Raw genomic sequence first — 15,259 nt, forward strand, 5'->3', positions numbered from 1 at the left:
GGGTGGGGCGGCCTCGGCTGCCCCACCCGTGGTCGCTGTTCGCCAAGCCCAGCATCCGCGCAACTTCCCGGATGGTGCTGCCTCCAGGACGTGGGAGACACCACCATCTCGGATGTTGCGCGGATCTTGGCGACGGCTCCCGGCGCGGGCGGTGCTGGTCCAGCCTGCGGTCAGGAAGCCGGCTCCTGCCGGGCGGCGTCGATCCGTGCCCGCGCGCCGTCCAGCCAGCGTTGACAGATCACCGCCAGCGCCTCGCCACGCTCCCAGAGCGCCAGAGACTCCTCCAGCGAGGTGCCACCGGCCTCCAGCCGCTCGACCACCGAGGCCAGCTCAGCGCGGGCCTGCTCGTAACTGAGCCGCTCGTCCGGCCCGGCCTTTGTGTCGTCAGTCATCGCGTCCATCTCAACACATCGCTCCCCGGCCCCCCGCGTCGCCACTCAGCCGTTCCATCGCGCTGCCACTCGACCGTCCCACCGGGTCGCCGCTCAGCCGTCCACCGTCGCGGCCAGCTCACCGTCGGCCAGCCGTACCCGCAGCGGGTCGCCCTTGCCGACTTCCGCCGCCGCGCGGACCACGTGGCCGTCGGCGCGCTGCACGATCGCGTACCCCCGGTCGAGGGTGGCGGCGGGGGAGAGCGCACGCAGCCGCGCCACTGTGTGCCGCAGGTCGTCGTCGGCAGCGGAGAGCCGGTGTTCCAGGCAGCGGCCGGCCCGCTGACGCAACGCGGTCAGCTCGGTCGCCCGTTGGTCCACCATCACCTGCGGCCGGGCCAGCACCGGCCGGGACCGCAGCCCGTCGAGCCGGTGCGTCTCCCGGTCCACCAGGTTGCGGACCGCCCGTTCGAGGCGGTGCCGGGCCTGGCCGATGAGGCGTACCTCCTCGGTGAGGTCGGGGACGACCCGCTTGGCCGCGTCGGTCGGGGTGGAGGCGCGGACGTCGGCGACGTAGTCGATCAGCGGCGCGTCGGTCTCGTGGCCGATCGCGCTGACCACCGGGGTACGGCAGCCGAACACCGCTCGGCAGAGTGCCTCGTCGGAGAAGGGCAGCAGATCCTCGATGCCGCCACCGCCCCGGGCGATGATGATCACGTCGATGGTCGGGTCGGCGTCCAGCACCCTGAGCGCGTCCACGATCTGGGGCACCGCGGACGGGCCCTGCACGGCGACGTTGACAGTGCGGAACTCCACAGCGGGCCAGCGCCGCCGGGCATTGGTCAGCACGTCCCGCTCGGCCGCCGACGCGCGACCGGTGATGAGGCCGATGCGGCCGGGCAGGAACGGCAGTCGGCGCTTGCGGGCCCTGTCGAAGAGCCCTTCGGCGGCGAGCAGCTTCTTGAGCTTCTCCAGCCGGGCCAGCAGCTCCCCGAGCCCCACCTGGCGGATCTCGTCGGCCCGCAGGCTCAGTGTGCCCCGGGCGGCGTAGAACTCCGGCTTGGCGTGCAGCACCACGCGGGCACCCTCGCGCAGCTCCGGCGCGCCGGCGTCCAGCACGTCCCGATTGGTGGTGACGGTCAGGCTCAGATCCGCCGACGGGTCACGCAGGGTGAGGAACACGGTGCTGGCTCCGGGACGGCGGCTGATCTGCGCTACCTGCCCGTCCACCCACACCCAGCCCAGCTTGGCGATCCACGCCCCCACCTTCTGGCTGACCACCCGCACCGGCCAAGGCTCCTCAGCGCTGCTGGCCCCGCCGCCGCCCACCCGTCCACCCTCAGTCACCCGCCCACCCTACGGACCCTCCCGGTGATCAAGAGGTTTGCGTCAGCGTTGGGCGCGTTTTTGACGCAAACCTCTTGATCACCAGGGCGGTGCGGGGGTTCGGGTTCGGTGGTGGTTCTGAGGGGGGCACGTAGGATGGGCGGGTGACTGAGGCTGAGGCGACCCCCCGGACCGGCAAGCGCGTGCTCCTGGCCAAGCCCCGCGGTTACTGCGCTGGCGTCGACCGCGCGGTGCAGACCGTCGAGGAGGCGCTCAAGCTCTACGGCGCCCCGATCTACGTGCGCAAGCAGATCGTGCACAACAAGCACGTCGTGCAGACCCTGGAGGCCCAGGGCGCCATCTTCGTGGAGGAGAACGAGGAGGTGCCGGAGGGTTCCACAGTCATCTTCTCCGCGCACGGCGTCGCTCCCGAGGTCTACGAGCAGGCCAAGGCCCGTTCACTGAAGGCGATCGACGCGACCTGCCCGCTGGTCACCAAGGTGCACCACGAGGCGAAGCGGTTCGCCGCCGAGGACTACGACATCCTGCTCATCGGTCACGAGGGGCACGAGGAGGTCATCGGCACCGCCGGTGAGGCCCCCGCCCACATCCAGCTGGTGGACGGTCCGGACGGTGCCGACAAGGTCACCGTCCGTGATCCGGAGAAGGTGGTCTGGCTCTCCCAGACCACGCTCTCGGTCGACGAGACGCTGGAGACGGTGGCCCGCCTCAAGCAGCGGCTGCCGCTGCTGCAGTCCCCGCCCAGCGACGACATCTGCTACGCCACCTCCAACCGGCAGCACGTGGTCAAGGAGATCGCCGCCGACTGCGACGTGGTGATCGTCGTCGGCTCGACCAACTCCTCCAACTCGGTTCGCCTGGTCGAGGTCGCCCTGGACGCGGGCGCCCGCGCCGGTCACCTGGTCGACTTCGCCCACGAGATCGACGACGCCTGGCTGGAGGGCGCCACCACGGTCGGCCTGACCTCGGGCGCGAGCGTCCCGGACGACCTGGTCCAGGATGTGCTGGCCTACCTCGCCGCCCGGGGCTTCGGTGACGTCGAGGAGATCACCACCGCCAACGAGCGGCTCACGTTCTCGCTTCCGCAGGAGTTGAAGCGGGACATGAAGGCCGCCGCGGCTCGCGGCTGAACGCGGGAACGAACCCGACCCGGCGTACGTCAGATTCGGCATGAGGACTCTTCGGCTCGCCGTCTCCGCGCTGGCCGTCTGCGTGGCGCTGAGCGCCTGCGGCAGCCAGGACGCCGGAGGCGGCACACCCACTCCGACCCCGACGGGAGCGCAGCCGGTGACCAGCCCGCCCACGCCCGACCCGACCGCTTCGCCGTCGACAGCCGATCCCACTCCGCCCGCCAGCTCGAAGACTCCGAGGGCCCCGAAGCCGGGCGGCCCCAGCACGCCCCCTGGAGTCGGCGCGACCACCCTGAGCGGCACCGTGCAGGGCGGCGTGGAGCCCGGCTGCGTGCTGCTCGACGGCTACCTGCTGATCGGCGGTCCCCGTGACGTGCTGACGCCCGGCGCGCAGGTCGAGGTCACCGGTCGGGTGGAGCCCGGCATGATGACCACCTGCCAGCAGGGCACGCCGTTCGTCGTGTCGGCCGCCCACCGGTCCTGACGCCGTCGGGGGCCGGTCCGCTCAAGGCGACCCGGGCCCTCAGCAACCCCTCGCTCTGACACAGGAGCCCGTCCCCGGATCCGGGGACGGGCTCCTGCTGGTGTTACGGCCTGATCAGTTCACGGCGCCGATGGACACGGTGCCGCGGCCGACGACAGCGCCCTCGATGGTGACGATCGCCAGCTCACCGGAGAGCTGCCGCCCGTCGGCCGGAACGGCCACCGCCGTTACCGTGCCGGTGATGGTGGTCGACTCGCCGTGCATCAGCGGCACCGCGGTCGCCGGGGCGGTGATCGTGCCCAGCGACGCGGACGCGAACGCGTCGTAGTAGTCGTAGGCGGTGCTGGTGCCCGGCCCGTCGACCCCGTACGGCTCCACCACGACGCGGTAGGTGCCCGCGGGTGGGTTGGTCAGCGTCACCGCCTCCTCCGAGTCGCCGTCGGCGGCCCGGCCGACCTCGGCGTCACCCCGGTAGACGAACAGGTCCAGGTCGGCGCCCGCGTTGGCGGGGTTGCCGATCCGGGCGGTGAACGTCGACGTGCCCGCCGGGATCTCGACGGTCCACTCCTGGTTGGGGCCACCCTCGGTGATGGTCGGGCGCTCGGTGCGCACACCGGTCAGCGCGCCGCTACGGCCGCTGACCGAGACCGGGCCGAAGACGTTCGTCACGTCCCAGCTCACGTTGGTCGGCTCACCGGCCTTGACGCTGGGCAGTTCGACCAGCGCCGGCTCGACCGCCAGACCCTGCACCCGCACCTGGAGCTTGAACGGGTTGTTCAGCGCCGGCGAGGTCCGCCGCGACTCCACCTCGATCTCCCAGACCCCGGGCAGCGGGTTCTGGTAGTCCCTCTCCTGCGGCTTGCAGACGTTGACGTCGGAGAAGTTGGTGTAGCAGACGGTGCTGGTGGTCGCCTCCACCGGGACACCCAGCGGGTTGATGGCGATGAACCGGGTCTGGGAATCGGTGGCGATCCCGGACAGGTTCACCTGGAGCGCCTTGGCGCCCTCCGGCACCGTCACGAAGTACGACGTGTAGCCGTTGCGGTCGACGGAGCCCTCGTTGGCGTACGCGAAGGTCGGCTTCTTCACGTCGTTCGAGGCCACCACCACGGTGGAGACCTCGAAGTCGACCACGTTCGTGGCCGGGTCGTCGATCCGCATGATCGCGCCGTGGGCGCCCTCGGCGGTCGGCTTGGCGGTCACGTTGACGGTGACGGCCTTGTTGAGCGGCAGCGCGACAGTCTTCGGTGCCTTGAACGTGCCGTCGTTGCCCTGCAACGTGACGTCGTGCTTGATGGTGCCGGCCGGGCCGCTGGTACGGGTGATCTTGACCGGGTAGGTCTTACCCTGCCCGACCTTGTGACCGCCGTCGGAGGCGGCACAACGGTTGTAGACGCCGGTGCCCCGACCCGGGTTCGGCACGAACTTCACGCCGTTCCAGATGGTCAGCTGGTCGGCCAGCGGGCTGCAGACCGCCGCGTCGGAGACGTACGACCGGGTTTCGACGCCCTGGCGCAGGAGCTGCCAGGCGCCCGGCACGTTGACCATGCCGTAGCCCTGCGCGTACGTCGGCACGTCGGCGATCGGCTTGGCCGAGGTGAACAGCGCACGCCGCAGAGCGGCCGGGCTGACGCCCCGGTCGGTGGCCTTGGCGGCCGACAGCAGCAGCGCGCCGGCACCGGCGGTCTGCGGGGACGCCATCGAGGTGCCGTTCAGCATCGCGTAGCCCGGGGGCAGCGCGTAGCCGGCCTCGGGGACCGGGGCACCGAGCTGCCACGTCGGCGCGGTGGAGATGGCCGAGCCGGGGGCGGCGATGTTCGGCTTGAAGCCGCCGTCCTCGCGCGGGCCACGGGAGGAGAAGTTGAACAGGGCGTTCTTCTTCCGCACCACCGAGCCGTAGTTGGCCAGCCAGGTGTCCTTGCTGATGTTGGCGGCGACGCTGATCACGTTGCTGGCGACGGACGGGTCACCGACGGTGTTGAGACCCGGACCGGAGTTGCCGGCCGAGATCACCAGCTGCACGCCGTACGTCTCGATCAGTTCGTTGTAGAGGTTCGTCCGGGCGTTGTTGCCGTCGTTCAGGCCCGGAAGGCCGCCGATCGACATGTTGACGATGTCGACCCCGCGGTTGGCCACCAGGTCGATCATGCCGGTGGTGAGGGCAGCCGCGGTGCAGCCGCCGCCCCAGGAGCAGGCGCGCGCGGAGACCAGCTTGGCGCCCGGGGCCGCGCCGTCGAAGACGTCGTTGCCGAGCATGTCGTTGGCGGCGGTGATGCCGGCGACGTGGGTGCCGTGGGTGCTCTCGACGATGCCGATGTTGACGTAGTCGTAGGTGCCCGGCAGCCCGATCGGCGTGGTGTTCACGTTCTTGCGGAACTCGACGACGAAGGGCTGCCGCTCGGCGACCGCTGTCGCCGGGTTGTCGGTGCCGAAGTAACCGACGTCGTACTTCTCCTTGTACGGCCGCATCATCGGGTCGTCGGTGAAGTTGCGGTTCTGGTTGGCGTCGACCCAGATGTTGTTGGTGGTCGGGTTGTAGAGCACACCCCAGGTGTCGGTGGTGTCGCCGTCGCGGTTGACGTCACCGCGGGCGTCGCTGGCGTTGGTGACCGTCTCACTGAACAGGTTGAACCGGTACGTGCCGGCCGGTGCCGTCCAGGTGCCGCCCGCGATGGTGAACGACGGGCCGGTGACCTCGGCCTGCATCCGCCGCCACGTCGCGTCCTCCAGCGGGTCGGTCGCGGTCACCCAGTCGACGATCTTGCGCTCACCCGTGGTGGTCTGCTGCAACGCCGGATGGGCCAGGTCGACACCGGAGTCCATGATGCCGATCGTCACGCCCCGGCCGTCCCACTCCGGGTGGGCGTCGGTGAACGTGACAGCGCCCGTCTCGTTGGTCGGCATGTACGGGTTGTCCGCCCGGGTGGCCTCGCCCGGCGCCGCGACAGTGGCCTGCCGTGCGCCGGCGGTGCCGGCGGGGGTCTTTTCCGGTGTCGGGTCGGGCAGTTGGATGACCTCGTCCAGGTCGACGGCCGAGACACCGGGCAGCCGTGCCGCCGCGAGGGCCTTGTCGGTCGGGACCTTGGCCAGCACGAAGCCGACCTTGTCCTGCCGCTGGCTGACGGTGCCGCCGAGCTTGGTGAGGCTGTCGGCGACGTCCCCCGCCTCACCCTTCTCGGTGGAGACGATCAGGGTGACGGTCGGGGCCTTCTTGGCCCTGGCCGCGCTGAGCAGTTTGGCGTCGTGAGCGCCCAGCGTCTCGGCGGCGGTGGCCGGGGAAGCGTCCGGTGTGGTGACGGGGGCGGCGGCCGCGGTGGCGGCACCACCCACGACGGTCACGGCGCCAGCCGCCAGGACCGACGCGAAGAGCGCGGCGGAGGTACGCCGACGCAGATCTCGGGGTTTGCTCACGTTCTCTTTCCTCCAGAGAACAGGGCCCTCAGGGACAAGGGCGCGTGGGTGAGCAAAATCTTTCGGTGTATCGATGAGCACTGTCACTACTGGTCAGTCCCTTGTGACCACTTCGTGACATGCATGCATACGCACTGTCACATAGGTGGTCAGCGGGTCGGGACCTCGTCGTCGGCCGGGTCGACCAGCTCGGGCGCCTGCGGCTGCCGGGGCGTCAACTCGACCTGCGCGGGCGTCGCCAACTCGTCGTCCGACACGCCCAACTCGGCGAGCTTGCGGGCGCTGACCAGCACCCGCGCCTCCAACGAGCCGACCGCCCGGTTGTACGCGGTCACCGCACCGGCCAGCGACGACCCGAGCTTGCCCACGTGGTCGCCCAGTGTGGAGAGCCGCCCGTACAGCTCGCGGGCGAGAGTGTGCACCGCGACGGCGTTGCGGGCCAGCGCCTCCTGCCGCCACGAGTAGGCCACGGTGCGGAGCAGGGCGACGAGCGTGGCCGGCGTCGCCAGCACCACGTTGCGGGTGAAGGCGTGCTCCAGCAGAGTCGGGTCACGCTGGAGCGCGACGTCGAGGAACGGGTCGGCGGGGACGAACAGCACCACGAACTCGGGTGAGCTGTCGAACGCCGACCAGTACGACTTCGCGGCCAGGGCGTCGACGTGCCCTCGCAGGTGCCGGGCGTGCGCGTCGAGGTGGGTGTCCCGGCCGCGCTCGTCGCGCGACTCCATTGCCGTCAGGTACGCGTCGAACGGCGCCTTGGCGTCCACCACCACCGATCGGCCGCCGTGCAGCCGGACCACCAGGTCCGGGCGGACGACCTGCTGGTCGGTGGCGGCGGTGACCTGCTCGGCGAAGTCGCAGTGCTCCAGCATCCCGGCCGCCTCGACGATCCGGCGCAGCTGGTGCTCGCCCCAGCGGCCCCGCACCTGCGGTGCCCGCAGCGCCGCCACCAGCTGCTTGGTCTCGGTGCGCAGCTCACCGGAGACGGTGCTCATCGAGCGGACCTGCTCGCGCAGCTCGGCGTACGCGTCGACCCGGTCGTGCTCCAACTCGGCCACCCGCTGCTCGTAGCGGCGCAGGGTGTCGTGCAGCGGGGCGACAGCCCGGGCCACCGCCTCCTGGGACTGCGCGGTGGCCTCGTAGCTGAGCGCCCGCATGGACTGCTCCAGCCGGCCTTCGCCCTCGCGGGTGGCCGCCAGGGTGGCGTCGAGGCGGGCGATGTCGGCCGCCGACCGGGAACGCGCCGCGAGCCAGCCCACCGCCCCGCCGGCACCGAGGCACACGATCACCAGGAGCAGGGTCGAGACGTCCATCACCGGAGCTTGCCAGACGGATACGACGTGACACCCGGGGGTACGTTCGAGGGCATGGAAGCTGTCCTGTGCCTCGCGGTCATCTTCATCGGCGTGGTGGGTGCCGGCGTGCTTGCCAGCACGCGGGCCAACGCGCGTCGACGCACCGCGCTCGCAGACGCCCGCGCCGACGCGCAACGGTGGTACGAGCGCCTCGGCGGCCAGTTGATCAACCTGCACGGTGACGACCCGGCGGTACGCCAGGCGCTGGCCGACGCCGGTGAGCGGTACAACGCGGCCGGCTCGCAGCTGGAGCAGGCGCGTACGCCGCACCAGTTCGGGCTGGCTCGGGAGACCGCGCTGGAGGGGCTGGCCTACATCCGGGCGGCGCGTACCGCGTTGGGCATCGACCCGGGCCCCGAGGTGCCGGCACTGGCCGCCGCCCGCGGCGTGGGCCAGCTGACCAAGGAGCGCGAGGTCGACGTGCAGGGGCAGACCTTCCGGGCCGGCCCGCAACCCGGCCGGGAAACGCCCTACTACTACCCCGGTGGGCGTTATCAGGGCCGGCCGGTGCCGGCCGGGTGGTATTCGACGCCGTGGTGGAAGACGGCGCTGGGCGCCGGCGCTGGCGTGCTCGGCGGCATCCTGATCGCTGACGCGCTGTTCTCGCCGGCCTTCGCCGACCCGGGGTACGGCTACGACGCCGGCTACCAGGAGGGCTTCGGCGACGGTTTCGACCAGGGTGGTGACCAGGGCGGCGACTTTGGTGGCGGCGACCAGGGCGGCGACTACGCCGGTGGCGACTACGCCGGTGGTGACTTCGGTGGCGGCGATTTTGGTGGCGGCGACTTCGGCGGTGGTGATTTCGGCGGCGGCGACTTCTGATCGTCGGTGACGGTCTGGTCGCCGTTCGGGTGGCAGACGAAACAGGCCCCGGTCGTCGTGACCGGGGCCTGTTCCTCGTTCAGCTGATCAGCCGGTGTTACGCATTCCGGCGGCGATGCCGTTCACGGTGGTGAGCAGCGCCCGCTCCAGGGCGGTGCCGTCGCTCGGTGCGCGCCGCCCGCCCGGAGCGGTGGCCACCGCCCGTCCGGCGGCGCCGGACTCCCGGTACTGCCGCAGCAGCGCCACCTGGAGGTGGTGCAGCGGCTCCAGGTAGGTGTCGCGGACGGCCAGGGTGCGCTGGAGCACCGGCGAGTTGTCCAGCAGGGCGGGTGAGGCGGTGACCGCCAGCAGCTCCCGCTTGGTCAGCTCGTACTCCTGCTCGATCTGCTCGAAGATCGGGTGCAGCTTCTTCGGCACCAGCGTCTCCACGTACCGACGGGCGATGCTCAGGTCGGTCTTGGTCACCATCATCTCGACGTTCGACAGGAACGTGCGGAAGAAGTGCCAGTTGCGGTGCATCTCCGCCAGCACGTCGGCCAGACCGGCCTCGCGCGCGGCGGCCAGCCCGGAGCCGACACCGAACCAACCCGGCACGATCTGTCGGGTCTGCGTCCAGCCGAACACCCACGGGATCGCCCGCAGACCGGACAGCCCCGCGCCGGTGTTCGGGCGCTTCGCCGGCCGGGAGCCGATGTTCAACGCGCCGAGCAGCTCGGTGGGGGTCGACGCCCAGAAGTACGCGGGCAGGTCCGGCTCCTCGACGAGGGACCGGTAGGAGCGGAACGCGGACTCGGAGACCACGTCCATCGTCGCGTCCCAGCGTTCCAACATCTCGGCGGGCTGCCGGGGTGCGGTATGCAGCAGGGTCGCCTGGAGCACCGCGGCGAGGGTGAGCTCCAAATTCTCCCGGGCCAGGGACGGCAGGGTGTACTTGTCGGAGATCACCTCGCCCTGCTCGGTCACCTTGATCGCGCCGTCCAGCGTGCCGTACGGCTGGGCCAGGATCGCCTCGTGCGTCGGCCCGCCGCCGCGCCCGACCGTGCCGCCCCGGCCGTGGAACAGCCGCAGGTGCACCCCGTGCCGGGCGGCCACGTCACGCAGTGCGCGCTGCGCCCGGTGGATCGACCACTGGCTGGTGGTGATCCCGGCCTCCTTGTTCGAGTCGGAGTAGCCCAGCATCACCTCCTGCACGTCGCCCCGGGCCGTCACCAGCGCCCGGTACGCGGGCAACGACAGCAGCTCGTCGAGGAGCTCACCGCCGGCGTTCAGCTCGGCCGGGGTCTCCAGCAGCGGCACGAACCCGACCCGGGCCCGCCCGCTGTGCACGTCCACCAGGCCGGCCTCGCGGGCCAGCACCACGGCGGCCAGGACGTCGTCGACACCCAGGGTCATCGAGATGATGTACGACTCGATCACCTCGGCGCCGAACCGGTCCTGCGCCTCCCGGATGGTCCCGAACACGTCGAACGTCTTGCGGGCCGGCTCGGTCAGCGACGTGTCGACGGTGGACAACGGCCGGCGGCCGGTCAGCTCGTCGGCGAGCAGCTTGGTGCGCTCCAGCCGGGTCAGCGCCGGGTAGTCGGAGACCTCGCCGACCGCCTCGTAGAGCTGGGCGAGCACCGCGTGGTGCGCCTCGGCGTGTTCCCGGACGTCCATGGTGGCCAGGTGCAGACCGAACGCGGAGACCGTACGGATGGTGGAGGCCAGCCGGCCGACGGCGGTGAGCTGCCCGGAGTTGCGGGCCAGCGAGGCGCGCAGCAGATCGAGGTCGGCGATCAGCTCGGCGGAGCCGCGGTAGTCCCGGCCGGGCACGTGCGCGGTGCCCTGGCGTAGCCGTTGCCGCGTGTTGGCGAGTTTCGCCTTCACGCAGCGCGCCTTGAGCCGGTACGGCTCCTCAGCGTTGACCCGACGGAACCGTGTCGCCACCTCGGGCAGCGCGTCCAGGTCGGCGGCGAGGCTGGCGGACAGGTCCAGGGACACCCCGCGCAGCCGGCGGGAGACCGAGACCTCGTTGATGAGGTGGTCCATCGCCTTCTCGGTCGCGGCGATGCCGTGCTCGTGCTGGATGGTCAGCACCTCACGGGTGACCGCCGGGGTGACGAACGGGTTGCCGTCGCGGTCGCCGCCGATCCAGGTGCCGAAGCTCAGCGGCCGGGCCGTCGGGGAGGTCTCCACGCCGAGGGTACGCAGCGTGTCGGCCAGATCGTCGAGCACCTGAGGGGCGGCCTCGGCGTACAGGTCGCGCAGGTAGTAGATGGCGTTGCGGGCCTCGTCGGTCGGGTCCGGCCGGTCGAGCCGCAGCTCGTCGGTCTGCCACATCAGGTCCAACAACTCGGCCAGGCGGCGGTTGGCGGGGCCCTCGTCGCTGGCGCCGTAGAGGATCGCGTTGGCCGTCTCGGTGTCCAACTCGTCGGCGATCGCCCGAAGCTTGGACAGGATCGAGCGGCGGGCCGCCTCGGTCGGGTGCGCGGTGAAAACCGGACGGACCGCCAACCGGCGCGCCGCGTTGGCGATCTCGTCGGCCGGAACCCCACGCTCGGCGATCATCTTGGCGGCCTGGTCCAACCACCCGCCCTGCACCGCACGGCGTCGGCGCAGATCCCGCGCACGGTGCACCTGCTCGGTGATGTTGGCCAGGTGGAAGTAGGTGGAGAAGGCGCGGGCCAGCTTGGTGCCGGTGGTCACGTCGAGCCCGCCGAGGCGCTGTGCGGCCGCCGGGGCGTCGGTGCGGACCTGGGCGCGGATCTCCTCGACGAGGTCGAGCAGCGGACGACCCTCCTGGCGGGCCAGCGTCTGCCCGAGCAGGGTGCCGAGTCGACGGATGTCGGCCCGCAGCGCGGCGTCCGGGCCGTCGTGGTCGTGCTGATCGGTCACGATGCGCTCCCTTACGTGGTGACGAAGGACAGCGCTGTCCGACTTACTGGATGGTATCCGCGCGCACCGGATGTGCGGAGGGCCCCCGGGTGATCCACTGGCTCCGGGTCGGCGTTTCCGGCGTGATCTCAACCACCGTCGCCGCTTACTCAGGGGCCCGAGCGTGCCCTTAGGGGGCGACGATCCGGCGACCGCGGACGAGGCTCGCGCTGACCAACCCGACGATGCCGGCCACCGCCCAGAGCGCGAGAGCGATCGCGGGCCAGCCGGCGGATCGCCAGTCGAAGTAGACCGCGGCCTTGGTGAGGTCGTTGGCGAGCCCGGGAATGTTCCACCGGTGCATGCCACGCAGCACCCCGGGCAGGAACTCCGGCGCGTAGATGCCGCCGGAGCCGGGGTTGCCGAGCACCACCAGCAGCAGGATGACCAGCGCGGTGCCCGCGACACCGAGCCACCCCTGGATGGCGCTGGCGAACATCGCGGCGGCGAAGACGGCCAGCGCGCCGATCGCGGCGATCGTCGGCACGTCGTGCTGCCAGATGTCCAGGACCGGCCCGACCACGACAGCGCCCGCGATGCCCAGCAGCACGCTGTAGACCGCCAGGGCGGCTATGCGTAGTCCAGCCCGCCGCGCCGACCGTGGGGTCGTGCCGGCGGAGATCCCGAGCACTGTCGAGGCGAGGTAACCGCCGAGCACGTACCCGACGTTGAGGTAGAACGGCACCACACCGCGCGGGTCGTCCGAGGTGACCGGCACCCGGTCGACGATCTGCAACGGGGTGCCGGAGCGGGTGGCGGCGGTGCTGAGGACCTCCTTGATCGCGCTGGTGGCGGAGGGGCCGGAGGCGCTCGCCACAGTGAGGAGCAGGCCGTTGTCCGGGCCGGTGCTGAGCACCGCGTACACGGCGCGGCTGAGCAGGCCGTGCTCGGCGGCGCCCGTGTCGTCGTACTCGATGGGTTTGAGGATGGTGGTCTGGTCGCGCACGGCCTCGAGGGTGGCCCGCGCGCGTTGGTCGCTGGTGACGACGCCGGTCGGCAGGTCGCGCGGTGTGGGCTGGTGCAGTGCTCCGACGTAGGCCGCGATGAACGCGGTGGCCAGCGCGAGCGTGCCGATGAGCAGCCCGATGCTGCGCGGCGCCCAGTCACGGTCGCGCCTTTGCCGTGCTTCATCCACATCGAGAGCCTAATGTCCGATCTGGGAACGGCAGGACGGAAACCGGTTGGCCGGACCGTTAGCCTTCGATCATGGGGACGCTGATCCATCCACCCAAACCACAGCCGGGCGACAGGGTCGCTGTCGTCTCACCCTCCGCCGGCCTGCCGGGCCTCTTCCCCCACGTGTACGAGTTGGGGCTGCGCCGGCTGCGCGAGGAGTTCGGTCTGGAGCCGGTGGAGTACCCGACCACGCGGATCATGGGTGCGGACCCTCGCGACCGGGCCCGCGACCTGACCGCCGCGTTCGCCGACCCGAGCATCACCGCGGTGCTCGCCACGGTCGGCGGCGACGACCTGATCACGGTCACCCCGCACCTCGACGACGACGTTCTCCGGGCCAATCCCAAGCCCTACTTCGGTTACTCGGACAACACGAACGTGCTCAACCACCTGTACCGGCTGGGCATCGTCGCGTACCACGGTGGGTCGGTTCTGGTGCACCTCGGCCGGCCGGGCGCGCCGCACCCGTTGACAGTCGACTCGCTGCGCGCCGCGCTCTTCACCACCGACTGGTACGAGTTGACGCCCGCGCCCACCTGGGGTGACCGGCCGAACCCGTGGACCGAGCCCGAGACGCTGGCGTACGAGCCGGAGATGCTGCCCGGCGAGGGCTGGCGCTGGCAGGGGCCGCAGCGGGTGGTGCGGGGGCGCACCTGGGGTGGCAACCTGGAGATTCTGCACTGGTTGATGGCCGCCGACCGGGTGCCGACCGCCGACGAACTGGCCGGGTCCGTGCTGCTCTTCGAGACCTCCGAGGAGATGCCGAGCGCCCAGGAGGTGTTCCGGATCGTGCGGAACATGGGGGAGCGGGGCCTGCTCGCCGCCTTCGGAGCCATCATCGTCGGGCGCCCCAAGGCGTGGGACTTCGACAAGCCGCTGTCGGTGCCGGAACGGCAGGCGTGGGGCGAGGCCCAGCGGGAAGCGGTCATGCGTGCGCTCACGCCGTACAACCCGGAGGCGGTGGTGGTCTTCGACGTCGACCTCGGTCACACCGACCCGCAGTTGATCATCCCGTACGGCGGGGAGATCCAGGTGGACGCCGTCGCGCGCCGGATCTCGGTGCGCTACTGACGCGCGGGCCCCAGGGCGCTCCCGCCAGGTGCGCGCCGGCAGCGGCGGTGTATCGCGTCAGGGGTTGACGACGGCGAAGGCGCGGACCGGGAAGGTGCCCATGCCGGCCACCATCGGTGGGGCCGCGGTGAACCGGAAGCCGGTCGGCGGCAGCGCGTCCAGGCCGGTCAGGTGTTCCACGATCGGGATGTCGGCGGCGAGCAGCGTGCTGTGCGCGGGGCGTAGACCTCCGGCCGCCGGGCTCATGTCGTCGATGTTGATCGAGTCGATGCCGACCAGTGCCGCACCCGCGTCGGCCAACGCCTGAGCGGCGTCCCCGGTCAGGTACGGCGCCTCCGGCGCGCCGTACCGCTCCGTGCCGAAGTGCACATCCCACCCGGTGTGCAGCAGTACCGCCCGACCACTCACCTCGTACGGGGCGAGCATCAGCCGATCCACGGCGCGGGTGCCGGCCGGCACCCGGACCACCACCCCGGGCAGGTCGGCGAGACGGTCCAGCGGCACCCCGGTCAGATCGTCACGGCCGGCCCAGCGGTGGGCGGGAGTGTCCACGTACGTGCCGGTGTTGGCGATCAGGTCGATCCGGGCCACGTGGAACTCGGTGCCGGCCGCGTAGCGCTCCCGCGATGCCGCGAAGGTCAGCCAGTCGGTGATCCGGGGCCCCGGCCAGCCGGGCAGGGCGGTCATCCCGTCGCTGATCACGTGGCTCAACTCGACCAGTCTGCGGCCGGGCACTGGCTGATCGACGGCCACGCCCCGGCCGCCCTTGTGCGGCTCCTCGATGATCGACTTCGCGCTGATCCGGACCTCGGCGACCATCAGCAGCCCGAGGTGACGGACGAACAACGCCGCCAGGTCCTCGTCGCTGATGTCCTGACCCGGAATGTCCAGCCGAAACCCCTCGGTACGCAGTCCGCCGCCGTTGGCGAAGCTCACCTCCGCGTCGAACTGCGCCCGCCACTGCTCACCCATCCACAAACCCGACCACGCCAGCCGTCAGTCGGTCAAGATCCGCGAGAGGCCATGGCAGACCGCTGCGCCCCGCTCCCGCTCCCGCGGATCTTGGGGCGAGCAAGGTGTGCGGGTCGGTGACCTCTGTGCCGGAGGCCCTCCACTCTCCAAGATCGCGCAATATCAAGGATGTAGTGGTCTCGGCGCGTCGGTGAGGCCCCTACATCC

The 15,259-nt window shown here is 71.3% G+C and carries 11 protein-coding genes; 4 read left to right on the forward strand and 7 right to left on the reverse strand.

The annotated features are described in order from the left end of the window. Window positions 1-170: 170 nt before the first annotated feature. Window positions 171-392 (reverse strand): exodeoxyribonuclease VII small subunit, encoded by a 222-nt coding sequence (locus tag FHU34_RS31925; protein ID WP_030328827.1) that lies wholly within the window; start codon window positions 390-392, stop codon window positions 171-173. A gap of 93 nt (window positions 393-485) precedes the next feature. Continuing rightward, window positions 486-1,718, reverse strand: a complete 1,233-nt coding sequence (xseA, locus tag FHU34_RS31930; RefSeq protein ID WP_244312069.1) for an exodeoxyribonuclease VII large subunit — start codon at window positions 1,716-1,718, stop codon at window positions 486-488. Between the two features lie 143 nt (window positions 1,719-1,861). On the opposite strand from xseA, the gene FHU34_RS31935 reads away from it, so the two are divergent. Both FHU34_RS31935 and FHU34_RS31940 read left to right on the forward strand, forming a co-directional pair. Then, complete coding sequence (locus tag FHU34_RS31935) at window positions 1,862-2,848, forward strand: 4-hydroxy-3-methylbut-2-enyl diphosphate reductase (RefSeq protein WP_145786322.1); 987 nt, start codon at window positions 1,862-1,864, stop codon at window positions 2,846-2,848. 40 nt (window positions 2,849-2,888) lie between these two features. After that, entirely contained in the window at window positions 2,889-3,332 is a 444-nt protein-coding gene (locus FHU34_RS31940) for a hypothetical protein (RefSeq protein ID WP_145786323.1), read from the forward strand. Between the two features lie 114 nt (window positions 3,333-3,446). On the opposite strand, the gene FHU34_RS31945 is transcribed toward FHU34_RS31940, so the two are convergent. Both FHU34_RS31945 and rmuC read right to left on the reverse strand, forming a co-directional pair. Next, a complete protein-coding gene (locus tag FHU34_RS31945) occupies window positions 3,447-6,743 on the reverse strand; it encodes a S8 family serine peptidase (protein ID WP_145786324.1) in 3,297 nt (1,098 codons plus the stop codon). A 149-nt stretch (window positions 6,744-6,892) separates the two neighbouring features. Beyond that, window positions 6,893-8,056 (reverse strand): DNA recombination protein RmuC, encoded by a 1,164-nt coding sequence (gene rmuC, locus FHU34_RS31950; protein WP_145786325.1) that lies wholly within the window; start codon window positions 8,054-8,056, stop codon window positions 6,893-6,895. Window positions 8,057-8,110: 54 nt separating this feature from the next. On the opposite strand from rmuC, the gene FHU34_RS31955 reads away from it, so the two are divergent. Beyond that, the gene (locus tag FHU34_RS31955) at window positions 8,111-8,920 is read left to right on the forward strand and encodes a hypothetical protein (RefSeq protein ID WP_145786326.1); all 810 of its coding nucleotides are present in this window, start codon (window positions 8,111-8,113) and stop codon (window positions 8,918-8,920) included. Window positions 8,921-9,007: 87 nt separating this feature from the next. Here the strand turns inward: FHU34_RS31955 and ppc are convergent, their stop codons facing one another. Together ppc and FHU34_RS31965 are read right to left on the reverse strand one after the other, a co-directional pair. Then, on the reverse strand, window positions 9,008-11,794 hold the full coding sequence (ppc, locus tag FHU34_RS31960; RefSeq protein ID WP_145786327.1) for a phosphoenolpyruvate carboxylase: 2,787 nt from the start codon (window positions 11,792-11,794) through the stop codon (window positions 9,008-9,010). A gap of 169 nt (window positions 11,795-11,963) precedes the next feature. Further along, window positions 11,964-12,968: a hypothetical protein gene (locus FHU34_RS31965; protein WP_145786328.1), complete on the reverse strand. Its 1,005-nt coding sequence runs from the start codon at window positions 12,966-12,968 to the stop codon at window positions 11,964-11,966. Between the two features lie 71 nt (window positions 12,969-13,039). Between FHU34_RS31965 and FHU34_RS31970 the strand changes: the two genes are divergently transcribed. Continuing rightward, window positions 13,040-14,080, forward strand: coding sequence for a S66 family peptidase (locus tag FHU34_RS31970; RefSeq protein ID WP_145786329.1), 1,041 nt, complete (start codon window positions 13,040-13,042; stop codon window positions 14,078-14,080). A 57-nt stretch (window positions 14,081-14,137) separates the two neighbouring features. Here FHU34_RS31970 and FHU34_RS31975 read toward each other — a convergent pair whose 3' ends face one another. Next, entirely contained in the window at window positions 14,138-15,052 is a 915-nt protein-coding gene (locus FHU34_RS31975; protein ID WP_145786330.1) for a cyclase family protein, read from the reverse strand. Between the last annotated feature and the right edge of the window lie 207 nt (window positions 15,053-15,259).

The sequence above is a fragment of the Micromonospora taraxaci genome, from assembly GCF_007830095.1.
Lineage (GTDB): Bacteria > Actinomycetota > Actinomycetes > Mycobacteriales > Micromonosporaceae > Micromonospora > Micromonospora taraxaci.